At 68.4% G+C, this 23,705-nt stretch carries 25 protein-coding genes; 9 read left to right on the plus strand and 16 right to left on the minus strand.

Annotated elements, in window-relative coordinates:
• Position 1 precedes the first annotated feature (1 nt).
• The 5 genes from OG285_RS00805 to OG285_RS00825 all read left to right on the plus strand — a co-directional run bounded on the left by OG285_RS00805 (position 2) and on the right by OG285_RS00825 (position 5,313).
• On the plus strand, positions 2-1,459 hold the full coding sequence (locus OG285_RS00805; RefSeq protein WP_371789807.1) for a PepSY-associated TM helix domain-containing protein: 1,458 nt from the start codon (positions 2-4) through the stop codon (positions 1,457-1,459).
• The gene (locus OG285_RS00810) at positions 1,456-2,124 is read left to right on the plus strand and encodes a DUF5134 domain-containing protein (protein WP_356832842.1); all 669 of its coding nucleotides are present in this window, start codon (positions 1,456-1,458) and stop codon (positions 2,122-2,124) included. Before OG285_RS00805 ends, OG285_RS00810 begins: the two co-directional genes overlap by 4 nt.
• Before the next feature lie 152 nt (positions 2,125-2,276).
• Entirely contained in the window at positions 2,277-2,501 is a 225-nt protein-coding gene (locus OG285_RS00815) for a hypothetical protein (RefSeq protein WP_356832840.1), read from the plus strand.
• Positions 2,501-4,813, plus strand: coding sequence for a heavy metal translocating P-type ATPase (locus OG285_RS00820; protein ID WP_371789808.1), 2,313 nt, complete (start codon positions 2,501-2,503; stop codon positions 4,811-4,813). Before OG285_RS00815 ends, OG285_RS00820 begins: the two co-directional genes overlap by 1 nt.
• Complete coding sequence (locus tag OG285_RS00825) at positions 4,810-5,313, plus strand: copper chaperone PCu(A)C (RefSeq protein WP_371789809.1); 504 nt, start codon at positions 4,810-4,812, stop codon at positions 5,311-5,313. The genes OG285_RS00820 and OG285_RS00825 overlap by 4 nt, the downstream gene beginning before the upstream one ends.
• 129 nt (positions 5,314-5,442) lie before the next feature.
• Here OG285_RS00825 and OG285_RS00830 read toward each other — a convergent pair whose 3' ends face one another.
• The gene (locus OG285_RS00830) at positions 5,443-5,691 is read right to left on the minus strand and encodes a helix-turn-helix transcriptional regulator (protein WP_356832834.1); all 249 of its coding nucleotides are present in this window, start codon (positions 5,689-5,691) and stop codon (positions 5,443-5,445) included.
• Positions 5,691-6,302 (minus strand): DUF2975 domain-containing protein, encoded by a 612-nt coding sequence (locus OG285_RS00835; protein WP_371789810.1) that lies wholly within the window; start codon positions 6,300-6,302, stop codon positions 5,691-5,693. Before OG285_RS00835 ends, OG285_RS00830 begins: the two co-directional genes overlap by 1 nt.
• Positions 6,303-6,872: 570 nt before the next feature.
• Between OG285_RS00835 and OG285_RS00840 the strand changes: the two genes are divergently transcribed.
• A complete protein-coding gene (locus tag OG285_RS00840) occupies positions 6,873-7,622 on the plus strand; it encodes a hypothetical protein (RefSeq protein ID WP_356832830.1) in 750 nt (249 codons plus the stop codon).
• A gap of 256 nt (positions 7,623-7,878) precedes the next feature.
• Positions 7,879-8,571 (plus strand): sigma-70 family RNA polymerase sigma factor, encoded by a 693-nt coding sequence (locus tag OG285_RS00845; protein ID WP_356832828.1) that lies wholly within the window; start codon positions 7,879-7,881, stop codon positions 8,569-8,571.
• A gap of 467 nt (positions 8,572-9,038) precedes the next feature.
• On the opposite strand, the gene OG285_RS00850 is transcribed toward OG285_RS00845, so the two are convergent.
• The 7 genes from OG285_RS00850 to OG285_RS00880 form a co-directional block, all read right to left on the minus strand.
• Positions 9,039-9,380 carry an STAS domain-containing protein gene (locus OG285_RS00850; RefSeq protein ID WP_371789811.1) on the minus strand — a complete coding sequence of 114 codons (342 nt, stop codon included), beginning with the start codon at positions 9,378-9,380 and terminating at the stop codon, positions 9,039-9,041.
• Positions 9,377-10,654 (minus strand): SpoIIE family protein phosphatase, encoded by a 1,278-nt coding sequence (locus OG285_RS00855; protein WP_356833085.1) that lies wholly within the window; start codon positions 10,652-10,654, stop codon positions 9,377-9,379. The genes OG285_RS00850 and OG285_RS00855 overlap by 4 nt, the downstream gene beginning before the upstream one ends.
• Entirely contained in the window at positions 10,654-11,457 is an 804-nt protein-coding gene (locus tag OG285_RS00860; protein WP_371793424.1) for an alpha/beta fold hydrolase, read from the minus strand. The genes OG285_RS00855 and OG285_RS00860 overlap by 1 nt, the downstream gene beginning before the upstream one ends.
• A gap of 421 nt (positions 11,458-11,878) precedes the next feature.
• Complete coding sequence (locus OG285_RS00865; RefSeq protein WP_356832822.1) at positions 11,879-12,079, minus strand: cold-shock protein; 201 nt, start codon at positions 12,077-12,079, stop codon at positions 11,879-11,881.
• 1,212 nt (positions 12,080-13,291) lie between these two features.
• The gene (locus OG285_RS00870; protein ID WP_371789812.1) at positions 13,292-13,525 is read right to left on the minus strand and encodes a hypothetical protein; all 234 of its coding nucleotides are present in this window, start codon (positions 13,523-13,525) and stop codon (positions 13,292-13,294) included.
• A 175-nt stretch (positions 13,526-13,700) separates the two neighbouring features.
• Positions 13,701-14,012, minus strand: a complete 312-nt coding sequence (locus tag OG285_RS00875; RefSeq protein WP_356832820.1) for an SCO5918 family protein — start codon at positions 14,010-14,012, stop codon at positions 13,701-13,703.
• A 50-nt stretch (positions 14,013-14,062) separates the two neighbouring features.
• Positions 14,063-14,467 (minus strand): hypothetical protein, encoded by a 405-nt coding sequence (locus tag OG285_RS00880; RefSeq protein ID WP_371789813.1) that lies wholly within the window; start codon positions 14,465-14,467, stop codon positions 14,063-14,065.
• Between the two features lie 128 nt (positions 14,468-14,595).
• On the opposite strand from OG285_RS00880, the gene OG285_RS00885 reads away from it, so the two are divergent.
• Positions 14,596-15,987 (plus strand): IS4 family transposase, encoded by a 1,392-nt coding sequence (locus tag OG285_RS00885; RefSeq protein ID WP_371789814.1) that lies wholly within the window; start codon positions 14,596-14,598, stop codon positions 15,985-15,987.
• Between the two features lie 36 nt (positions 15,988-16,023).
• Here OG285_RS00885 and OG285_RS00890 read toward each other — a convergent pair whose 3' ends face one another.
• From OG285_RS00890 to OG285_RS00920, 7 genes are all read right to left on the minus strand, one after another.
• Positions 16,024-17,538 (minus strand): DEAD/DEAH box helicase, encoded by a 1,515-nt coding sequence (locus tag OG285_RS00890; RefSeq protein ID WP_371789815.1) that lies wholly within the window; start codon positions 17,536-17,538, stop codon positions 16,024-16,026.
• A gap of 319 nt (positions 17,539-17,857) precedes the next feature.
• Positions 17,858-18,061 carry a cold-shock protein gene (locus OG285_RS00895; RefSeq protein ID WP_266854017.1) on the minus strand — a complete coding sequence of 68 codons (204 nt, stop codon included), beginning with the start codon at positions 18,059-18,061 and terminating at the stop codon, positions 17,858-17,860.
• A gap of 585 nt (positions 18,062-18,646) precedes the next feature.
• Positions 18,647-18,985 (minus strand): MerR family transcriptional regulator, encoded by a 339-nt coding sequence (locus tag OG285_RS00900; protein WP_371789816.1) that lies wholly within the window; start codon positions 18,983-18,985, stop codon positions 18,647-18,649.
• A 717-nt stretch (positions 18,986-19,702) separates the two neighbouring features.
• Positions 19,703-19,846 carry a hypothetical protein gene (locus OG285_RS00905; protein WP_371789817.1) on the minus strand — a complete coding sequence of 48 codons (144 nt, stop codon included), beginning with the start codon at positions 19,844-19,846 and terminating at the stop codon, positions 19,703-19,705.
• Between the two features lie 101 nt (positions 19,847-19,947).
• Positions 19,948-20,793: a hypothetical protein gene (locus OG285_RS00910; RefSeq protein WP_371789818.1), complete on the minus strand. Its 846-nt coding sequence runs from the start codon at positions 20,791-20,793 to the stop codon at positions 19,948-19,950.
• Position 20,794: 1 nt separating this feature from the next.
• Positions 20,795-21,205, minus strand: a complete 411-nt coding sequence (locus OG285_RS00915) for a hypothetical protein (RefSeq protein WP_356832810.1) — start codon at positions 21,203-21,205, stop codon at positions 20,795-20,797.
• A 719-nt stretch (positions 21,206-21,924) separates the two neighbouring features.
• Complete coding sequence (locus OG285_RS00920) at positions 21,925-22,080, minus strand: hypothetical protein (protein ID WP_327299419.1); 156 nt, start codon at positions 22,078-22,080, stop codon at positions 21,925-21,927.
• A gap of 395 nt (positions 22,081-22,475) precedes the next feature.
• Here OG285_RS00920 and OG285_RS00925 point away from each other — a divergent pair, with 395 nt between their 5' ends.
• A complete protein-coding gene (locus OG285_RS00925; protein WP_371789819.1) occupies positions 22,476-23,567 on the plus strand; it encodes a PP2C family protein-serine/threonine phosphatase in 1,092 nt (363 codons plus the stop codon).
• Positions 23,568-23,705 lie beyond the last annotated feature (138 nt).

The following is a 23,705-nucleotide window of genomic DNA, read 5'->3' on the forward strand; positions in this document are numbered from 1 at the left end:
CATGACCGATACCGCACCTGCCGCTCCTCCCCACTCATCTCCTCCGGCGGGGCCCGTACCCGCCGGCCGGATACCGCTCCCCTCCGCCACGGGAGAGGACGCGCATCCGCCCGGCAGCCCGGGCACCTGGAGCGGGCTGCGGCCCCTGCTGCTGCGGCTGCACTTCTATGCGGGCATCCTGATGGGGCCGATCCTGCTGACGGCCGCCGTCACGGGCCTGCTGTACACGGCGACTCCGCAGATCGAGTCGGTGGTGTACGGGCACGAGCTGAAGGTCAGCGCGCAGGGTGCGAGGGAACCGCTCGCCGCGCAGGTCGAGGCGGCGCGACTCGCCGTCCCCGGCGGTCATCTGGTGTCGGTGACGCGAGGGGCGGGCGCCACCGACAGCACGCGCGTCACCTTCGACGTGAAGGGATTGCCGGAGGGCGACACCCGAACCGCCTTCGTGAATCCGTACAACGGTCAAGTCCTCGGCACCCTGCGCACCACCGGTGAGTGGCTGCCCGTCCGGGCCTGGTTCGACAGCCTGCACCGCACGCTGCACCTCGGCGATCTCGGCCGCAACTACAGCGAGTTGGCCGCGAGCTGGCTCTGGGTGGAGGTGGCCGGTGGCCTCGCCCTGTGGATCGGCGCGCCCCGTACCCGGCAGCGGTTGCGCAAGTTGTTCGTCGCCCACCGGGGCCCCACGGGCCGGGGACGCACACTGTCCTGGCACGGCGTGGTCGGCCTGTGGGTGTCCGTCGGGTTCTTGGCACTGTCCGCCACGGGGCTGACGTGGTCGGCGCATGCGGGGGCGAACATCGGAAAGATCCAGGACTCGCTGGGCGGCAGCACGCCCGCCGTCTCCACCATGACCGGTCACCACGAGGGGAGCGGATCGCGGTCCGGTTCCGGGACGACCGGCAAGGACGTCGGTATCGATGCCGTGGCCCGTACAGCCGATGAGGCCGGACTGCGCGGCAAGCTTGTCCTCACACCGCCCACCGACGGCAAGAGCGCATACGTCGTCAAGGAGAACACCCGGCACTGGCCCGAGCGGCAGGACTCGATCGCGGTCGATCCTGCGACGGGCAAGGTCACCGAGACGCTTCGCTTCGACGACTATCCCCTGCTCGCGAAACTCACCCGCTGGGGCGTCGACGCCCACATGGGCCTCCTCTTCGGGCTCGCCAACCAGATCGTGCTGGCGCTGATCGCCATCGCCCTGATCGGCATGGTGCTGTGGGGCTACCGCATGTGGTGGCTGCGCAGGCCCGTCCGGGCCACCGGACTGCGGCCGGGCCGCACCCCGGCACGCGGGACCTGGCGTCGGGTACCCGGCCGGGTCATGGCGCCGCTCGTGGTCGTGGTCGCGGTTCTCGCCTATTACCTGCCTCTTTTCGGACTGCCCCTTGTCTGCTTCCTGCTCGGGGACCTCGTGGTGGCGGCCGTGCGCCGCCGTAAGGAGACCGCGCGATGATCGCCGCCACCGGACTGCGCTGGATCATGACTCTGCTCTTCTGCGCGCTCGCCGCCTACGGACTCTGGCGTGCCCTTGCCCCCTCGCACGCGGGGCACCCGTGGGTGGCGCGGCTCTCACACATGCTGCACGCGGTCATGGCCTTCGCCATGGTCGCGATGGCGTGGCCCTGGGGGATGGACCTGCTCGTCGTGCCCCAGGTGGTGTTCTTCTCGCTTGCCGGCGCCTGGTTCCTCATAGCCGCCGTGGCCTGGCCGGGCGAGCTGGTCCGGGGCCGGGCCCTGGTGAGTGTCCTGCCGCACGTGGTGATGACCGGGGCGATGGCGTGGATGGTGGCGGCGATGGCCTGGGGCACGTCCATGGGCTCGATGGGAGGCGGTGGCCACGCGATGGAGGACATGCCGGGGATGGACATGTCCGGCTCGGGTGCGACAGGCGCGATGGGGCTGAGCGGCGCAGGAGACCGGTGGAGCGCCGGAGTCCTCGCGTTCGTCCTGTTGGTGCTGGCTCTGTGGTGGCTGACCCGGGGCTTCGACACCGGGCGGTTCGCGTCCCGCCCGGACGCGGACGGTGTAGCCTCCGACGCCACCCGGGGCGCGCTCGACCTGGGCTGCCACGGGGCGATGGCCCTGGGGATGGCGGTGATGTTCGTCGTCATGGTGTGAGGGGCACTGACGGGACGAGAGGGACGGATGTTCACCATGTGACTCAGGTCACTCGCGGGCGGGGGAACTGGCGCCCCTCGCGGGCCGACCTCTGGTCCGTACAGCCGCGGTCCGTTCACTCGCGGCCCCCACACCCCGCCGGAGCCACTTCCATGGACCACCCCGTGACGCACTCCCCGGGACGGCGTCCCGTCCCCTCCAGCCCCTACGCAGTGCTCTCGGGCTTCCTGTTGCTGCTGGTGGCCGTCTTCGCCGTGTCGTACGGGGTGGGGAACCTCGCCGGTCCGGTCGCCCCGGACATGCGCGGGGTATCCCACCACGACGACGACCCGGGCATGGGGGACATGGGCGGTACGGGGCACGGGGGTGGGCACTGATGGCACCGGAGACCACGCCACGGTCCCTGGTCACGACGGACCTGGTGGTGGGAGGGATGACCTGCGCCGCCTGCGTACGCAGGGTGGAGAAGAAGCTCTCGGCGCTGGAAGGTGTCACCGCCACCGTCAACCTCGCCACCGGACGCGCTCGTGTCCAGTACCCGGCGGACCTCGGTACCGCACCACTGGTCGAGGCGGTCGAGAAGGCCGGATACAGCGCCACCATCCCTGAACTCCGCTCCGGGCGTGACCACATGGAGGAGGACGGACAGCGAGGACGGACTCTGCCGCAGCGGCTCGTGGTGACGGCACTGCTTGCTGTCCCTGTGATGGTGATCTCGATGGCGCCCTCGCTGCAGTTTCGCAACTGGCAGTGGCTGTGCTTCGCGCTGACCGCGCCGGTGGCGTCCTGGGGTGCCTTCCCCTTCCACCAGCGGGCGTTGCGCGGACTGCGGCACGGCGCCGCGACGATGGACACCCTCGTGTCGCTCGGCGTGCTGGCCTCTTTCTCGTGGTCCGCGTACGCCCTCTTCCTGGGCGGGGCCGGCGAGCCGGACACGCGGATGCCGTTCACCCTGCTGCCCACCGGGTCCCCCGGCGTCGCCCACGTGTACCTGGAGGCGGCAGTCGGCGTCCCGCTCTTCGTGCTCCTCGGCCGCCATCTGGAGGCCCGCGCCCGCCGGGCCACCACCGCGGCCCTGCGCTCGCTGGCCGAGCTCGGGGTGAAAGAGGTGACGGTACGCGAGGGCGGTGCCGAGCGTCGCGTACCGGCCGAACAACTGGCTGTGGGCCAGGTCTTCGTCGTACGTCCCGGGGAGCGGGTCGCCACCGACGGCGTGGTCATCGAAGGCGCTTCCGCGGTCGACCTCTCCCTCGTGACGGGCGAGACGCGCCCCGTGGAGGTCTCGCCTGGCTCGGCGGTCACGGGTGGCTCGGTCAACGCCGGCGGCCTGCTCCTTGTACGGGCCGCCGCTGTCGGCGCCGAAACCCAGCTCGCCCGCATCACATGGCTGGTGACCGAGGCTCAGGCCGGGAAGGCCCGCGCCCAGCGGCTCGCCGACACCGTGGCCGGGGTCTTCGTCCCCGTCGTGCTGACCCTCGCCGTCACAGTCCTCGGCTTCTGGCTCGGGGCCGGAGCCGACGCGCAGCCCGCGGTCACAGCGTGCGTGGCCGTCCTCGTCGTCGCCTGTCCCTGCGCACTCGGACTCGCCACCCCCACCGCCCTCATGGCCGCCACCGGACGCGGCGCGCAACTCGGCGTCCTGGTCAACGGCCCCCAAGCACTCGAATCCCTGCGGCAGATCGACACCGTCGTCCTCGACAAAACCGGCACCCTCACCTCCGGCCACCTCGGCGTGGCCCGGATGACGGTCCGCGAGGACGGCCTCGCGGGTGACGAGGCCCTGCGCCTGGCCGCTGCCGTCGAGAGCGGCTCGGAGCATCCCCTCGGGCGCGCGATCGTCGCGCACGCCCGGCGCGTCCTCGGGCCGGAGGCCGTGCGGTCCGATGCGCTCACCGACTTCGCGGCCACGCCCGGCAGCGGCGTCCGGGGCCGTATCGACGGCACCCTCGTGGAGGTACGTGCGCCGAACGGAGAGCTTCCGGCCGCGCTCGACGCCGCGCTCACCGCATCCCTGGATGCCGCGCACACCCCTGTCGTGGTGCACGTCGAAGGACGAGCCGAGGCAGTCGTGGCCCTGGGCGACGTCGTACGGCCGGGCAGCTACCACGCCGTGGACCGGCTGCGCCGCCTCGGCGTGCGCCCCGTCCTCGCCACAGGCGACCAGGAGGCCCCCGCCCGCGCCGTCGCCTCCGCACTGGGTATCGACGAGGTGCACGCATGCTGTACTCCCGAGCGGAAGGCGGCGCTCGTCCGCGAACTGCGGGAGAAGGGACTGCGGGTCGCGGTCGTCGGAGACGGCGTCAACGACGCGGCCGCACTCGCCGGCGCCGACCTCGGCATCGCGATGGGCACCGGCACCGACGTCGCCATCGGTGCCGCCGACGTGACCCTCGTACGTGATGACATCGAGGCCCTCGCCGACGCCGTGCGGCTCGCCCGCCGCACCCTCGCCACCATCCGGGGCAACCTCCTGTGGGCCTTCGGCTACAACGCAGTCACCCTCCCCCTCGCGATGGTCGGCCTGCTCAACCCGATGCTCGCCGCCGCAGCCATGTCCCTCAGTTCCGTCCTCGTCGTCCTGAACAGTCTGCGGCTGCGCCGCTGGCAGCCCGCTCCCGCTCCGGCCCGCCGCTCCCGCTCCCCCAGGGGTGCTGTGACTCTCGCCCCGTCAGGAAGTAACGGATCGTGAAGAACCTCCTGCCCGCCCGGTTGCGTGCTTCGCTGACCGCTGTCGGTGCGCCCGTTGTCGCGTGCGGGCTCGCCCTCGCCGGGCTCAGCGCCTGGACCACACACGGCAACGCGGGCAGGCCCCCGCGCATCGCCGTCACGCAAGGCCACGCCTTCCTCCGGCTCGGTACGACACCGGAGACCGCCGCCTTCTTCACCATCACCAACACCGGTGGCTCGGCCGACCGTCTCCTCTCCGTCACCTCGCCGCGCGCGGCAGCACCGCCCGCCCTGAGCCAGCACCGGATGACCCCCTCCGGGGCCTACCGGCGGCCTGTTGCCACCGCGACGGTTCCGGCCGGGGAAGGCCTCACCATGGCCCCGGCCGGCATCGACGTGACAGTCCGCCCGAACAGCGACTGGCAGGAGGGAGAGCACATTCCCTTCACCCTGCGCTTCGAACATGCCAAGCCCGTCACCGCGCTGGCGACCGTCGTGCGACCTGGCCACAACACCGCGTGACACGGCGCTGTCCATGCCGGCATCCGGCCCGAACTGTTCCGTGACCGAGCCCGCATGCGCCTCCGCCTCCGGCTCCGTTTCGCCGACAGCGTTTGTGTGTCGATGGCACCGCCGGCCGATGGGTGCTGCCTACGGCCGCGGCTTGTCCTCGGCACCTCGGTACGTGAGCAGATCGCCTGGCTGGCAGTCGAGAACCTCGCAGATGCGGGTCAACGTGGTGAAGCGGATCGCGCGGGCCCGGCCATTCTTCAGGATGGACAGGTTCACATTGGTCACGCCGACCCGGGAGGCAAGCTCCGCGAGAGTCATGCCGCGGGCGCTGAGCATACGGTCGAGGTGAACCTCGATCGCGTGGCTGTCGTTGTCGTCCGGGGCCATCACACCGTCCCTTCCAGATCCTCCCGCATGGCCACCCCGGCACGCATGACGCGAGCGAACGTGAGAATGCCCAGGGCCGTGAAGACGAGCGCACAGGGCGGCTGCCAGGCCCCCAGCCAACTGTCCGCAGTGAAGGGGTAGTCCCGGGCCAGGGTTGCCAGCAGCGCAGCGTGCGCGCCGGCTTCCACCAACTCTACGACCAGGCAGCCCAGCAACAGCCACCAGCCGGCGACTCGCAAGTGCTTCACCGTCCGTACGGTGAAGACACCTTCGCTGGACGCGCCCTGGATCAAGCGGTTGAGCAGGAAAAGGACGCCCAGGATCAGCAGCCACGAGGGGAAGCCACCGAGGAAGTCGAACAACTGCTGGGCACCGCTGGCGTGATCAGTGCAGTAGGACGGGCGGACCATGACACCGGCCCCCGCATGGGGCCGGAACCTGCCGGTAAACCCGTCCGTGCTGAAGTCCGAACGGGACTCGGCACAGACGTGCGGATCACTCCACATCATGCGCAGGTTGGTGCCGAGCAATGGCCCCACGGTGCCGAAGACAAGGCCCACGAGGAACAGTCGGTAGACGCCCCGGACCACAGTGGCGACCGGTTCCAGCAACCTGGCCTCCGCATGGTCGCCATGTGACGGCGGTGGACCCGGAAGCTCGGCCCCCTTGGAACCCTGCACCTCAGCGGACATCAGCAACCGCCCCCCATATCGAATATCGATGTTATCGAGGAACGATAAGAGTGAGTGCGGCAGCGGTCAACCCCTCCCCCGCACCGCCACCGTGCTCCAACGCCACCCGGCGCCTCACCCCGGCCCAACGGGCATCACCGAATCGCACACCGCGGCGCCCTCGACAACTCCGCCACCCTTCAACCCCTGCGCAGCGCTGCGGCCTGCGCAAGGTCCGACGCGCTGCCGGAAGCCGTGAACATCAACCATCCGGGCAGCCCAGCCGGATGCCTCCCGAACTCATGGACGACCGCTGCCACGCGAGCCGTAGACCAAGTCACCTCTCCGGCCCCGCGCCCGCCCCTGCATGGTCTTCGCCCTGGCACGTACACCGGCGCATATGCCGTGTTCTGCGGACGTCGCATGCGTATCCGGCGCCGGCAACGAGACGGACACCCAGGAACACCCTGGCGTCCCCAACTCCGTCCCACGATGGGAGGATGAGGGCCCATGGAGGCGGGACGGGTCGGACGCGCGGTACGAGCGGCGATGTTCGCCGCGGTCTCCGTCACTCTCGCCGCCACCGGCCACGTCCTGATGTCCGAGACTCCCCTGCCCCTCTGGGCCATCGCCGCCGGCTTCCTGGCGGTCGCGGTCCCGAGCTGGTGGGCCGCTGCGCGGGAGCGCGGCATCTGGCTCGTGGCCGGCCTCGCCGTCACGACCCAGGCAATCCTGCACAGCGCCTTCGCGACGGTACAGACCCTCGTCGCCCCCATACCAGCACGTACGTCACCGCTGGAGGTCACGGGGTCGTACGCCACCGGCGCGGCCGGCGGCCGGATGCCGGGTATGGACCCCACGGCCCACATGGACCATGTGGTGTCCATGAATGACATGGGGCACACAGCCCATATGAGCCGCGCGGGTTCCATGGACCACATGGCCTCCATGGGGCACATGGGGCACATGGGCCACGACATGGCCGGAATGTCCTCGTCCGGCATGCTCGCCGCGCATCTGCTGGCCGCACTGGTGTGCGGCGTGTGGCTGGCGCGAGGCGAGCGGGCGGCGTTCCAGATTCTGCGGTCCGTGGCCGCGTGGGTGCTGGCTCCGCTCCAGATCCCGCTCACCGCCCCGGCACCGCCCTCGCGTCCTCGTACCTGGGCTCGCCGGGGCCTCAGCGACCGGCTTCCTCGGGGCCTGTTGTGCACCCGCGACCTGGACCCACGCGGCCCGCCCGGGTGCCTCGCCGCTGTCTGAATCAGCGGCAGGCATCCCGAAGGACGTATGCACGCGCGACCGGTCACGCGACCGGCCGCCCGCCGCCGTGCCCGCACGGCGCGCCGCCCCCTCCTTCGGGCACACCCGGGCCATCGGGCACGGGTGCCCCCTCACCGGAACCCCGGCTTCCCTTCCTCCCGCGCTCTGCCGTGCGCGCCGAGCATGCGTCCACGCAGCAGCACGCGACGGGACGGAGCAGCGCGGTTTCGGAACGATCCGCAAAGGACACCAGGCGATGAAAACCACCCCGCCCACAGCCCGCAGCGGGCCACGTGAGCAGCACCACGCACAGCCTGTGCAGACCACCGAGCCGGTGAAGACTCCGCATCCTGTGGGATCCCGGCCCGACGACGCCGCGTCCACCGGCTGGGCCCTGGCCGCGCGTGCCGGCGACCCGGCGGCAGCCGAGGCGTTCGTGCGGGCTCTGCACCGCGACGTCGTGCGTTACGTCGCCCATCTCTCAGCCGACCCGCAACTCGCCGAGGACCTCGCTCAGGACACCTTCCTGCGGGCCCTGCGCACCCTGCACCGCTTCGAGGGACGGTCCTCGGCTCGCACCTGGCTCCTGGCCATCGCCCGCCGAGCCGTCATCGACGACTTCCGCAGGGCGGCGGCACGGCCCCGGCCGGCCGGCACCGACGACTGGCGCCTCACCGTCGAACGAGCCCAGCCAATCGGCCTGCCAGGCTTCGAGGAGGGAGTGGCACTCCAGGAACTTCTCGCAGCACTTCCCTACGAGCGGCGTGAGGCGTTCGTCCTCACTCAACTCCTCGGCATGCCCTACGCGGAGGCCGCGCGGGCGGCCGGATGCCCGGTGGGCACGGTGCGCTCCCGGGTGGCCCGCGCACGTGCCACCCTGACCGCCCAGCTCACCGAGAGCGAGACATCCGGCGACGCCCGACGACCCCTGCCGGCGGCGGCCGCCTGACCCAACCGCGGGTGCCGTTCCCCGACCGGGAACGGCACCCGCGGCGCCCCCGCACCTCCCGGGCCAAGAAGGCCACCACAAGACCGCCGCCCGCCTGGTCACCGTAACCGGAGGAACATGGAGCCGAAACGCCCGCCCCCGGCGACCACCCGCGATGAAGCGCGGTACTCAGGCTGGGTCCGCCGAGCCTCGTTTCTCCTCAACGTGGACGACGTGAAGCTCGTTGCCGTCCCGGTGGCGCTTGGAACGCCCGAACAGCCCGACAGCGATGTGTGACTGATCCTGAGACTCATCGGGGCGAGGGCGTTGACCGCGCTGGATCCGGTCGCGATCCCTGGCGGCCTTCGGTTCTGCGGCAGGCGTCAGCGAACGCCCGGTTTGTATACCCGGTCCTGCGAGCTGCCTTTCGTATCAGGTTCTCACCGGACAGCCCGTCACCGGACCAGGGCACTGGGACCCGTGCCCTGTCAGTTGGGGTCGGTGGCTGTTGATGCGTCGGGGTGGAGGGTGAAGACCCGGTCCAGGCCCGTGATACGCAGGATCCGGGTGATGTGGGCCGGGACCGCGGCCAGGGCTGTGCCGACGCCGTGTTCTGTGGCCAGGTTGCGTGCCGCCAGCAGAGCCGAGATACCGCTGGAGTCGCAGAACTCCAGGTTGGTCAGATCGAGAACCAGCAATTGCCCGGCGACCAGGGCCAGGTGGTGCACAGCCCGGCGGAGATCGGGTGCCGTCATATGGTCAAGCTCACCGGCGACCTCCAGCACGGGCCCGGTGGCGGCGGATCGGGCAGTGACGGTCAGCAGGCTCATATCCGGTCTTCACTCGCAGGGACGGAAAGCGGGACAGGCATGCCGAGGGCCAGGAGCGCGGTGTCGTCGTCGAGTCCGTCGCCGAAGCTGGTGAGCAGCCCGGTCAGAGCGGCAATCAGGGACGCGGGGCCGGCCGGGGCCAGGGCAGCGGTGAAGGCGTGCAAGGCATCCTCACCATAGAGGTCACGTTCCGGGCCGACCCTCGCCTCGGTCAGACCGTCTGTATAGAGGAGCAGGGTATCGCCGGGGGCGAGCTGGGCGCTCGCGGGTATGAACTGTGCCTGGGGCAGGGCGCCGATGAGCATGCCGCCGGGGGTGGGCAGGAAGTGCGCGCTGCCGTCGGCACGCTGGATCAGCGCGGAGGGGTGGCCGCCGGAGGCCAGGTGGACGCTGACGCCGTCACTGCCGACGCGAAGGACGCCGAATACGGCGGTGCAGTAGCGGGCCTCGCCGCTGGCGTACCGCTCATGCAGCACGGTGTTCAGAGTGGTCAACACGGTGACGGGGTCTGGGTCGTGCAGGGCGGCCGCCCGCAGGGTGTAGCGGGTCAGGGAGGTGACCGCGGCAGCCTGGGGACCTTTGCCGCACACGTCGCCGAGGAAAAACGCCCACCGGTCCGCACCCAGGGGGAACAAGTCGTAGAAGTCTCCGCCGAGGAGATCCGGGGAGGCGATGTGGTAGTAGGAACTTGCCTCCAGGCCCGGAACCGTGGGCAACTCGGCGGGCAGCAGGCTTTGCTGGAGGACGGCGAGAGCTTCCTGGAGGCGTTGGCGGTCGGCCTCGGCCTGCAGGCGCGCTTCTTCGGCTGCCCGGCGTTCGCGCAGCAGCTCGGTCTCGTAGGCGCGGCGGTCGCGGGCGTCGAAGATCGTGGTGCGGATGAGCATCGGCTCCCCGGCGTCGCTGGTCTTCACCTTGGAGGTGACAAGCACCGGCATCCGCTGCCCACCGTCGGCTTTGATGTCCAGGGCGATACCGCTGGCCTCGCCGTTCATCTGCAGCAGCGGGGCGAAGTGCGTCTCGTGGTAGAGCTTGCCACCCACAGTGAGCAGATCAGGAAACCGCATCCGGCCCACCACCTGCTGCCGGGAGAGGCCCAGCCATTCCAGCAAGGTGGTGTTGATCTTCGCGATCGTGCCGTCCATCAGCGTCGACAGGTAGCCGCACGGAGCCTGCTCGTACAGCTCCTCCGCACTGTCCTCCAACAGGGCGGAGAAGGCCACGTCAGTGGCGTCCACGTCTTGCTCCCGGCCCGGATCCTGATCGGTGGGGCCCATCACGGGGCCACGTTGACAAAGTCGGTGATCGCCTCAGCGGTGGCTTGCGGAGCGCTCAGCTGTGGGCAGTGCCCCGTCGCGTCCAGCGTGACCAGTCGGCTGCCGGGGATCGCGGCGTGGACGTAGGCGCCCACCTCTCGCGGGGCGATCGCATCCTGCTCGCATTCCAGTATCAGCGTCGGTATTGCCACGCTGAGAAGGTCCTTGCGGCTGTCGGACAGGAACGTGGTGCGGGCGAAGACCCGCGCGATCGCCGGGTCGGTCGCGCAGAACGACGTGGTCAACTCGTCACCGAGTTCCGGCCGGTCCGCGTTACCCATGATCACCGGGGCCATCGCCGCCGACCATCCCAGGTAGTTCGACTCCAGCGACTCCAGCAGCTCATCGATGTCCTCGGCGCTGAACCCGCCGCGGTAGCCGTCGTCATCGATGTAGCGGGGGGAAGGAGCGATCATCACCAGCCGGGAGATCCGCCCCGGCGCCTGGGCCGCCGCGAGCACCCCGGCCATGGCACTGACCGAATGCCCCACCAGCGCCACATCCCGCAGGTCCAGCTCTTCGCAGACCTCCACGATGTCCCGGGCGTACCCGCCCAGCGAGCTGTACCGCTGCTCACTCCAGGCCGAAGCATCCGAGCGACCTGAGCCCACGTAGTCGAAGAGCACCACCCGGTACTCCTTCGCCAGCGCCGGGACGACCAGCCGCCACATGTTCTGATCACAGCCGAACCCGTGCACAAGCAGGAGCACCGGCCCGTCCGCACGGCCGGTGACGGTGACGTTATTTCTGCGCCGGACATCCACGCCCTGCGGTTCTCCATCGCTCGGGGCGGGCGGTCCGGAGCGGCCGCCCCGGACCGAACCGGCGCCAGTGCCGAAAGCGGGGCCGCCGGTCCCGCCGCGGGTGTGTGAGTCACGATCGTTCATAGGCGAGGGGTTCATGCGGGACCTTTCTTGATACGGCACGCATCAAGGAAGGCCCCGCAGCGGAGGGGATGTGCGGGTGATCACAAGAACGGGCCGTAATGGAATGCGAATTAAAATCTGTATTGTGGTGAATTCGGTGTAGATGTAGATGTGGATGCTTAAATGGATGGCGTCATATGGATCAGATGTCAAGAATTAGGTGCGTATGTCTTTGGGGCGGCTTGCGCCCTCTGAAACGGAGCCCGGGTGCCGGTGACCCCTCAGGAAGGCGCCCGCACCAGCATCATCAAGTGCTGTGTCAGGTGGGAATAATGTTCTCTGCGGTCAGGCCCTTTTGGTTCGGCACGATATCGAAGGTGACCTTCTGACCCTCAAGCAGCTCACGGTAGCCTTGGGCGGCGATGTTGGAGAAGTGGGCGAAGACGTCGGCGCCGCCATCCTGCTCGATGAAGCCGAAGCCCTTGGCTGGGTTGAACCACTTCACGATGCCAGATGCCATGACGTATCTCCTTTGGGACAGTGTGCCGGGACCCTGTAATTTACGGATACCGGGACGCCGCAATGATTCCCCGACCGGTAAGTCACCGGAAATGCAAAAGCGCGTCCAGCGGCAAATGTACCGTCAGAGGCGCTTGGGGAACCACAACTGCAACTGCGGTCGACAGTAGCATGCCAAAGCATTCATGGATGTAATAAATGATTCCATCCGTTCGTTGCAATAAGAACGCTCCCGGCGCGGCGCCCTTAACCCTCACATCGCGGTCATAGCTATTGCCTCCCCCGGAGTGCAACGTTGAAGAAGAACCATGTGTTCACGGTTCGCGAAAAAAGTTGGCTGACACGATGGCGTGATACGAGCCTTTACACCCGACACCGGCCTTGATGTTCCGTACGCCGACCCTCGACCCGGATCAGGACCGGGCGGCGGAAGCCCTTCCCGGCATGGGGCCGTCTCACCCGGTGGCTCCCGAATGATGAGGGCTGTCGACAGCGCCCCACGTCGGGTCGCCCGGCACCAGAGAGAGGTGATGCGCCGGGCCTCTCCTGGCTGCCACCTCTCTGTGGAGCGTACGGAGGGGCCCTGGTGCCGTATGGCACCCGGGCCCCTAAGGAACTGCTACGCCATCGGCCGGCCCTGGTACTGCGCCGGCCCTCTGCTTCCGCTGACCCGGCCTGGAAGTTGTCGGGGTTGCGGGGATCGCGGTTGCTTGACCGGAGACCACCTCACTAACGATGTCCTGCGGTACCCGGGCCCAACACTCCGCCCGGGCGATCCCGATGGCGCCTGGTTCCTCCGTTCCTCCCTCTGGGATCAATCACTTACCCACTGGTGGTACTGCTCTCCTACGTACTGCTCTGTGGCCTGCGAGAGCGCCACTCTTCGACAGCCAGCCCCGTCGCCGTCCTGCAACAACCCTGGCTTCGACACTCCGCCACCGCACCGTCCAGTCACCTGCAACCGCAGATACTGCTACCCGGCAGTTCATCCCTGCCAGGCCCTGCCGTCTCCCGGGGCCGCGAGAGAAACCATAACCAGACCGAGCCTCAATGTCTACTTCGGCCGATACAGATTTCCGTATGCGTCCATGGGGAGATAGTCGGCCTCGACGCGAGGTCGTGCGAGGTGCACCGTCCCAGCAGGGAGGACCGGGGGGGCGGTGTGCTTCCCTCGACCGGCTCGGTGCGTACGGGCTTGAAGAGCTCTGCTGATTCAGCAGTCGTCCCTGCCGGCCTGGCGGAGCCGGTCGGCGTTGTGGGTGATGGTGTCGATGTGGGCGGCGAGGTCTGGGCGGTTGGCCGAGAGATGGGTGCGGGTGTCAGCGAGCGGGTTGATGAGGATGGCGGCGCCGTTACCGGCGAGGGCCTGGGCAAGATTCGCCTGGAGTGTGTGCGCCCGGGTGAGGAGGTAGGTGAGGGCGCTGATCTGGCCGGTCCGGGCTCCCACCCGGTGAGCTTTTCGGACAGTTCGCGCAGCATCAGCAGGGCGGCCTCGGCCTCCTCGGAACTGGCCTGAGGACCTTCAGAGAGCGGTGGGGCCGGGCACGCGGTGAGGGTCCGGCCGGCACCTGCCGGGCGGACCCTCACTGTGGTTCTGGTGGCGGCTCGCACCTGCCGGTCGGTCAGACGGCGGCAGGGGCGCCGAGCATCGTGGAAGCCCGCTGGAACGGGCTGGCGGCGCTCTTGGGCGCGGTGGTGCGGGGAAAGCCGGGGCAGGTGAAGCCGAGCTGAGTCATGGCCCGGAGGATTTCACCGGCGCTGAAATCGCGGCGGTCCTGGCGTGTGATGACCTGCCCGACCTGCTTGATCGGGTAGGTGCGGCGGCCGATGATCACGGACTCGCCGATGACCTGTTCGGGCTTGACGCCCTTCATGGATTCCAGGACGCCGCTCTTGGTGAGGTCGAACGGGAAACGGGCGATGACGCAGCGCATGATGCCTCACAGGGGGAAAGAAGGGGATGGTCCTGCCGCGGTGAGGCGGTTCAGCGGGCAAGGGCGAGGATGCCCGGAGCGCTGACCTGCTCGTCGACGGTCGGCAGGGCAGCGAGCCGGCGGCCGCCCACTGCGTGCTTGGTTTCGGCGACCGTGGTCACGGGTGAGGTGAACGGGCCGCGGGGGTCGGGCATGTCGCGTAGCTGAACCCGGTCCGTATACGCGGAACTGTCACGGACCGCAGCGAGCTGGGCCTGGGTGACCAGTTGCGTACACAGGCCGTCGTTGTCGCAGACGAGCAGGTGCCCGGCGCGGGCGCTGGCCATGACCGACAGGGCCACCTCGATGGTCATGTCGTCACAGACCCGCAGTCCAGCGGTGTCCGTGGCGTCGGCCGCCGTCCCGTGCACGGCTGCGGCGCTCGCAGGGCGGGGTTGCATCTGAACCAGTGCCAAGATGTGCCTCCTGCAGAGATGGGCCAGTTTCCTGATCAAGGGGTTCTAGGCCCAACGCCGTTCAGTTAGGCGTGGAAGTCGTTCGTCAAGGCTGGTGAACGAGGCAGCGGAGCTGCTGTAGAAGAGGGATGTCACTCCAAGACATCCTCACCACAGGAGCTCCGCTGTTGGAACAGGCTGCCATATCAAGGACCGTCGGGGTAGCGGCAGGGGTGTTCGCACCGGGGCATATCGGTGAGCTGACCCGGATCGTTCCGTTCGAGATGGTCGATGAAGTGCTGGAACAGACCGGTGCGGTGCAGCGCAGGGTCCGGCTGGTGCCGGCGCGGGTCACGGTCTACCTGCTGCTGGCCGCGGCACTCTTCAACGGGCTGGGCTATCAGCAGGTTTTCGACCGGTTATGCGCCGGGCTGGCGAGCCTGGCACCAGTCCGGCCCAGTGGCAGCGCTCTTCGCCAGGCCCGCCAACGGCTGGGGCCGGCACCGATGAAAGCCCTGTTCGACCTGGTGAGTGGGCCTGCGGCCACGACCGCTGCCGCCGGGCGATGGCGAGGTCTGAGGGTCGTGGCAGTCGACGGCACCCTTCTGTCGGTCCCGGACTGCCCGGCCAACCTTGCGGTGTTCACCCGGCAGCGGCTCGGCAACGGGATCTCGGGCTACCCGCAACTGCGTCTGGCCGCGCTGGTGGCCTGCGGGACCCGGTCGGTGATCGGGGCCGTGTTCGGTCCGGCCACGACCGGCGAACTGGAGTACGCCCGCCGCCTGGCGGTGGACCTGCGGGCTGGGATGCTGCTGCTGGGCGACCGGAACTTCGCCTCCGCCGCATTGCTGAACCAGCTGGCCGCCACCGGCGCCGATCTGCTCGTGCGCTGCAAGACGAACCGGAAGCTGCCACCGTTGGTCCGCTGCCGTGACGGCTCGACACTGACCCGGATCGGTCCGCTGACCGTGCGTGTCATCGAGGCCGAGATCAGTATCCGCACCGCCCAGGGCACACGCACGGGCCATTACCGGCTGCTGACCACCCTCACCGACCCTGACACCCACCCGGCCGGTGAACTCGTCCGGCTCTACCACGAACGCTGGGAGATCGAGACCGCCTACGCGGAGCTGAAGTCCACGATGCTGGGCGGACGCGTCCTGCGGGCCCGCACCCCGGACGGCATCGAGCAGGAGGTCTGGTCCCTGCTCACCGCCTACCAGGCACTGCGGACCGCGATGACCGACGCCACCGACAGCATCCCGGGCACCGACCCCGACAGGGCCGGCTTCTTCACCGCCCTCGCCACCGCCCGGGACCAGCTCGTCCTGGCCGCCGGCATCATCACCGGCACCGACATCGATCTCGTCGGCACCATAGGCCGTCACGTCCTGGCCCACCTCCTGCCCACCCGGCGGGTCCGCACAAAAGACCGCATCGTCAAACGAGCAATCTCCAAATACAACGCACGCGGACCCGCCATTGACCGGACCACCTACAAAGCCACCATCAGCATCAACATGCTCACGAGCAGCCCTTGACACCCCAGGCCCCGCCCTAACTGAACGGCGTTGGTTCTAGGCCGCCGCGTCGAAGGACGACTGCCGCACGATCGTGCGCCGGGCAGCTGATGCGGGGCTGCGCCGGCCGCGGGAGGCCGTGCTGCGGGTGCGCTCACGCCGTGCGGCCACCGGCGCGGTGATCGTCACAGGAATGCCGGAGGGTGTCTGGGCTCCGGTGATCCGGCTGAGCGCTTCTTCCCCGGAGCGGACCGGGGTGGTCTGGGGAACGATGCCTGCGGCCGCCATGAGGCGGGTCATGTCGCGGCGCTGGCTGGGGGTGACCAGGGTGACCACACGGCCGGACTCGCCGGCCCGCGCGGTGCGGCCGCCGCGGTGGAGGTAGTCCTTGTGGTCGGTCGGCGGATCGACGTTGACGACGAGGTCGAGGTTGTCGACGTGGATACCGCGCGCCGCGACGTTCGTCGCGACGAGCACGGTGACATGCCCGGTCTTGAACTGGGCCAGCGTCCGGGTGCGCTGCGGCTGTGACTTCCCGCCGTGCAGAGCCGCGGCCCGCACCCCGCTGTTCAGCAGGTCCTGGGTGAGCCGGTCGACGGCGTGCTTGGTGTCCAGGAACATGATCACCCGGCCTTCGCGCGCGGCGATCTCCGTGGTCGTGCGGTGCTTGTCGGCGCCGTGGACCTGCAGGACGTGGTGCTCCATCGTGGTGACCGCGCCTGCGGACGGGTCGACGGAGTGGACCACGGGGTCGGTGAGGTAGCGGCGGACCAGGAGGTCGACGTTGCGGTCGAGGGTGGCGGAGAACAGCATCCGCTGGCCCTCGGGGCGTACCTGGTCCAGGAGCGCGGTGACCTGGGGCATGAATCCCATGTCGGCCATCTGGTCGGCCTCGTCCAGGACCGTGATCGCGACCTGGTTCAGCCGGCAGTCACCCCGGTCGATGAGGTCCTTGAGTCGTCCCGGCGTCGCCACGACGACTTCGGCTCCACGGCGCAGTGCGCTGACCTGCCGGCTGATCGGCATTCCGCCGACGACAGTGGTCAGGCGCAGCCTGACCGAGCGGGCGTAGGGGGTGAGAGCGTCAGTCACCTGCTGCGCCAGCTCACGCGTCGGCACGAGAACCAGGGCGAGCGGCTGGCAGGGCTCGGCGCGCTGTCCGGCGGTGCGGGCGAGCAGGGCCAGGCCGAAGGCGAGGGTCTTGCCTGAACCGGTGCGCCCCCGACCGAGGACGTCACGGCCCGCGAGGGTGTTGGGCAGGGTCGCGCCCTGGATCGGGAACGGGATGCGCATGCCTTGCGCGGTCAGTGCGGCCAGCAGCCGCTCGGGCATGTCCAGATCAGCGAACGCCTCGACGGCGGGCAGCGCGGGGGTGACCGTCTTCGGCAGAGCGAACTCGCCCGAGGCCGCCGAGGGCCGCCGGCCGTGGCCGCCCTGGCGGCTCGGCCCTGCGGAACGCCGCGAGGCGGGCGAGCCGGAGCGGTTGCTCCGCTGCGAACCGGCATCGGAGCCAACGGCGGGGCCGCCGGTACGACGGCTGGAGGAGCGGTTGTTCGTACGTGAGGGGTTCATTGGAACCTTCCTTGACACGGCACGTATCAAGGAATTCTCGCAGCAGAACAACAGCGCGGGGAATTACAAGAACGAACCGAACGAAATGTGAAATCAAATCTGACCTGCGGCGAATCCGGCGCGAGTGCAGGCGCTACAAAGGCGACGTCATGCCGATAGGAAATTCAGGACGTCTACGGGTACGGTTACAGAGAGGTCCGCATTCCTGAGGAGGGATTCGCGGGCACCGTTGCCGCACAGGGGGAGCCTCAGGAAATGCCCGTAGCTGGGGCCCGCACCCCGAGGGATGCGGGCCCCAGCTACGAAGTACGCGTCGGCGTCAGACGGGAACGATGTTCTCGGCCGTCGGGCCCTTCTGGCCCGCCGCGATGTCGAAGGTCACCTTCTGGCCTTCGAGCAGCTCACGGAAGCCTTGGGCGGCGATGTTCGAAAAGTGCGCGAACACGTCGTCGCCGCCACCGTCCTGCTCGATGAAACCGAAACCCTTGGCCGCGTTGAACCACTTCACAGTGCCAGACGCCATGTCATATCTCCTTGTGGGGCAGTACGCCGGGACCCGCAAGCAACGGATACCGGGTCGCCGCGATGATGCCCCGCCCGGAGGATAGCCGGAAATACAAAACGCTTCCTACAGCTCAAAATTCCAGTGGAAGCGTTGAAGTTTTTGGGAACCACGACTGCAACTGAGATCGACAGTAGCATGCGGTAGTGACCTGCGTACGATTAACAAATCCGCTCTGTTCGCTGTGGTAAACACACTGCCCGCGCGACACATTGAACTCTCGTCTCGCGGTCATAGATATTGACCCACCCGTAACGCAACGTTCCAACAAGAGCGCTCGTGCATTACGGCTCAGAGGGCATAACCGTCGCTGGGGCGCCCCCCCTGTCCGGACCGCGGCCCATCAGCCCGTATGCCGGTACCGAAGTAGATCAAGGCCGCGCAGCGCTGCTGCTGCGCGGCCTGTCGCAAGCGCCCGGATCCCACCGCCAACGCCTGCCGGCCGCCGCCCACCGTTTGTGGCGCACCAGTCGATGAGCAGCCTGGCGGGACAGCTGCACGCTCCAATGTGCGGGCCGTGATGGTCGGGCGTGGGGACTCTGCGCCTCAGCCTGTGGTCGTCCGGTTCTCCGACTCAGAGCCGCGACGGTATTCGGCGTTGATGCGCTGGGCCTCTTCGAGCTGGTCTTCGAGGATGACGATGCGGCAGGCGGCCTCGATGGGAGTGCCCTGGTCGACGAGTTCCCGCGCTCGGGCGGCGATACGCAGCTGGTAGCGGGAGTAGCGACGGTGGCCGCCTTCGGAGCGCAGCGGGGTGATGAGGCGGGCTTCACCGACAGCGCGGAGAAAGCCCTGCGTGGTACCGAGCATCTCGGCGGCCCGGCCCATCGTGTAAGCGGGATAGTCATCGTCATCGAGACGGCCGAACGAGTCGTCTGCTGTCATTTGCACCTCTCTATGGAACGCGTGGAGGGGCCCGAGTGCCGTATGGCACCCGGGCCCCGAAGGAACTGCTACACCATCTGCCGACCCTGGTACTGCGCCGGCCTTCTGTTTCCGCGTGCACGCCCGGGAGAGGGCGTGGATTGCGGGGATCGCGGTTGCTTGACCGGAGACCACCTCACTATCGATGTCCTGCGGTACCCGGGCTCAACACTCCGCCCGGGCGATCCTGATGGCGCCTGATTCCTCCGTTCTTCCCTCTGGAAACAATCACTTACCTACTGCTGATACTGCTGCTCTGTGGCCTGTGACAGCGCCACTCTTCGACAGCCAGCCCCGTCGCCCGTCCTGCGTCTGCTCTGGCTTGGAACCCCACTGCCGAACTTCCCGGTGCGCGCGCCCGCAGCCGACGCCTTCACCGAGGTACTGCTCAACCAACTCACTGCTGGGTAACGCACTTGCGGGTCCTGCCACTGCGTGAACTGCGGTACTGCTCTCGGCGGCCCCTGATCACTGCGGGCTACCCGGTCCGGTCGTCAGTCCCGTCGCCGTCCTGCAACAAACCTGGCTTCGAAACTCCACCACCGCACCGTCCTGCGAACTGCAACTGCGGATACCGCTGCCCAGCAGTTCATCTCTGCCGGGCCCTGCTGTCTCTCTGGGTTACGAGAGAAACCATAACCACACCAGCGCCCAATGTCTACTCCGGCCGTCATAGATTTACGAGGCCCAGGTGGAGAGATAGTCGGCCTCGGTCACGGGACGGGTGCGTGGCGGCGCCGCTCCAGCCAGGCTCCCCCACTCCGACCTGGCCGTGACGCAGGTCTCGACGCCACGAATGCCGCAGCTGTCCCGTCTGGTCATGCGGATGACCCCTCAGGACGCACGCCACAGCCGGAGCCTGCCCGGCGTGACCTCCCGGGCAGTCGGAAGGGCCAAGCGGTCGGGCCAGTCCTGGGCGTGGCTCAGGCGGTGCAGCCCGGTACCGAAGGGGCGCTGCTCACACAGTTGTTGGGGGTGTTGCCGCTGATGGGGGAGGTAGTGAGAGTGATGGTGCCGTTCTGGCGGTAGACACCTCCGGCTGTTTGGGCGTGATTGGCGGAGACCGGGGTGCTGGTCAGAGTGGTCGCCGTCGAGTTGACGGCTGCGATGCCACCACCCGTGGCCATGGAGGTGTTGTTCTTGATGGCGCTGCTGGTGGTGGTCAGCGAGCCACGGGTCCCGTTGTAGATGCCTCCGCCCTGGTCGGTGGCGGAGTTGCCGGAGACGCTGCTGTTTGTGAAGGTCGCCGCCGCGCCCTTGGCCGGGGCCGTGATGTTCGTGTTCGCGAGCGCGCCGCCTCTGCCCTGGGCAGTGTTGCCGGTCAGGGCGCTGGCAGTGAGAGTGACGGCTCCGTAGTTGAGGATGCCGCCTCCGTTCGTGGCGGCCTTGCCGTTGTTCAGAGTGGTGTTGCCCTTGAGTGTGAGGCTGCCGGTGGCGGCGACTTTGGCGATGCGGAAGGCCGCTGTACCGGGGGCCGTTGAGCGGGTGATGGTGTCGGTGTCGCCCGTCAGGGTGATGGCGGTGGTGATGACCGGCAGGGCGTTCGGACCGTCAGCGTCGCTGCTGTGGGACGTGGCGATGGTGTAGGTGCAGTGGGACGCGAGGACCACGTTGCCACCGCCGGCGTTGTTGGCCGCGTTGATGGCGGAGATGAGCGCGGTCTCCGTGCAGGCAGCCGCTGCCTGTGCCGTGAAGGGCGTGAGCGCGGCCGTGGCCCCGGTCAGCACGAAGGCCACGACGAAGGCCGGGACAGTGCGGGCTTGTTGCATATCAGGATGCCGCGCATGCGGTGACGGCCGCCTTGGTGGCTGCTGCCGCCGTAGTGGTCGCCGCGACGGTCGCGTTCGCGGAAGTGACCGCCGCTGCCGTGGCGGCTGTGGCGGTGGCGGCTGTTTTCGCGAGGGCGTCGGGAGCGTCGCTGGCCGCAATGGCTGCCGCCACCGCCTTGGCCGCAGCCGCCGCGGTCGCCGCGTCGGATTTGGCGACGTCGGCAGCTGCCGCCGCGTTGGCCACGGCTGCCGCGGCGGCGGTGGTCGAGGCCGCGCAGGCCACGGGATCAGGCAGGACGCGCCCCGCCCGTACCGGAGCCGTAGCGGGAGTGCCGGTGTCAGCCTGTGCCACGCCCCCGGCCACCAGGGCAGCGGCGGCGAAGGAGGCGACAGCGATGTGGTGAAGCTTCATGGAGGAAACCCCTGTCGGGAGATAAGGGTGGGCCCACTGGATCCGGCTAGGAATCAACCGGCCCCCCGGAACCACCGAGGCAGGAACCGAAACGGCTCTCACCCGAAGAAGAACACCTGCTACCGCCGGTGTCCGTTCGGCAACCGGCCGCACCCCGCCCCTCAGGACACCCCGGAGCTACAGAGCCGACTGAGCTGAAACACCTGATCAAGCGCCCTGGCCTCGATGCGGACGAGCCGTTCGGCCGCCCGCTCGCCGGTCTACTCCAGTTCTCCTCGTACGAGTGTCACTGGAATGCCGACAGCGAAGCGGAACCGACCGTGTCCACCACCGAACGGACAGCGACGAGTTCTGCATTGTGCCCGGCCACCATGAGTGCCCCTGCCCTTCCGCTCTGTCGCACGTCTCTTCGGGGGAGCCTCCGACAGCACACATGGGCACGACTGACCGTCCAAGCCTCCCAAAAAGCCCCGGGCCGGCTCACCGAGCCGGCCCGGGGCTTCGCAAATGGAAGACTGCGCCCTCGCACGCTCTTACGGGGCTTGACCGAACCCCTCGAATTTGTCTACGGACAAGTCAGCCTGCACAGACACTTCGAGGTCATCGGCTACTGCGGTCACAGGCCCCTGGAACTGACAACCAGAGGGCGCACTCACGCGCGACGCTCCACCGAGGTGCGCTCTGCGCACCGAGTCCCGGTGGGCGACATTCGACCTCGTTCACCAGTAGTGCCGGCGTCCTCCGACCGCACGGCCCACCGCGCCCAGAACCCAGAGGGCCGCCCCGATTACCGCCAGGATGATTCCGATGGTCCACAGAATGCCCAGCCCGGTCACCAGACCGACGATGAGGAGAATGACTCCGAGAATGATCACCACGAACCTCCGATCACGGAGCGCCCATTTCCTAAGTCAATAATGCACCCATTTTGTGCGTTTCTGTTCTCAGCACGAGGACTGCTGTTCTGCGGCACGGTCCATACCGTGCCGCAGAACGTCACAGGCATGCTGGAACTCGTCCATCGCCGGGCAGCCTCCCCCGGCGGGATGCCGCAGGGGCCACGACGGGACGCTGATATCGGCGATCTGGCGCTTCATCGGCCGCCGCCCACCAGTGCGCCTGGTTCCGGCCCAGGGTCCCGGAACTCCGACGGGTATTGCAGATACTGCTGAGGAGTGCCAAGCGAAAAGGAAGAAGAGAGGCGTAAGGCGTCATGGCTGAGGAGGACCCGCTTCCCGGACTGCTGAGAGCGGCAGAGGAGGCAACACCGGTGGAATCGGTCGATGTGGTCGCCGATGACCTGCGCAGACACTTCGGCGCCGAGTCGGTGTCGTTCCTCATCGTGGACTTCACCGGGAAGGCGGTGGTCCGGCTGACGACCGTCGGGAGCGTCGAGTCCGGATTCGAGGCTGAACGCATTGACTTGTTCGGCAGCGACTATGAGCAGGTGGTGCGTAATCAACGGCCTCATCAGGAAGTGGTCGCACGCGGGGTTCGGGTGATTGCTCCGGTCACGAACCGCGGAGACGCCATCGGACTGCTGGAGCTGACCCTGCCCACTTCCCCAGGGGGGCGGGTGCTGCGGGCAGTGGAGGAAGCTGCCCGCGCGCTGGCTTATATCGTGATCACCAATCAGCGCTTCACCGACCTTTACACCTGGGGCAAACGGACCGCGCGCCTCAGTCTTGCCGCGGAGATCCAGCACCAGCTGCTGCCTACGTCACTGTCCTGCGAAACGGCCGAATTCGCTCTCTCCAGTTCCCTGGAGCCTGCCGCGTCCATCAGCGGTGACACCTTCGACTTCACCCTCGACCGGGACACTCTCCACTTGTCGATGACCGATCCCATGGGACACGACATCAACGCCTCCATGATCGCCACCATTCTGATGGGCGCTCTGCGCGGTGCCCGCCGCGCCGGCGCGGACATCGCCGAACAGGCCCGCCAAGCCGACCGGGCTCTTCTTGACTACGACGCCGGACACGCCACGGGCCAACTCGTACGTATCGATCTCCGCGACGGACACACCCAGCTCGTCAACGCCGGCCACCCCTGGCCGCTCAGGGTTCGTGCCGGACGTGTTGAGGAACTCTGCCTGGCGGTCGACTCACCGTTCGGCCTGCTCCTTCCTCACACTTTCCGGGTTCAGATCCTGGAACTTCTCCCTGGTGACCGTCTGGTCATGTTCACCGACGGTCTGCTCGAACGCGGCGCCGCGACCGTCGACCTGGCCGGCATTTTGAGGAACTCGCAGGAACTCCATCCCCGAGAGGCCGCGCTGGCCCTCACCCAAGCGGCGCTGGACGCCAATAACGGCGAGCTGCAGGACGACGCCACCGTCATGGTCCTGGACTGGCATTGAACTTCGAGCCGCTCTTCCGAGCCGCTGGACAGGGGACTGTTCCGGGAGAGCAGAGCGTGAGAGCCGGCGGCAGGAGCAGCCGATGCGGAGAATATCGGCCTACTCCTGGAATGCGCTCCGGCCACTGCCCGCACTGTG

The organism is Streptomyces sp. NBC_01471, assembly GCF_041438865.1.
Lineage (GTDB): Bacteria > Actinomycetota > Actinomycetes > Streptomycetales > Streptomycetaceae > Streptomyces.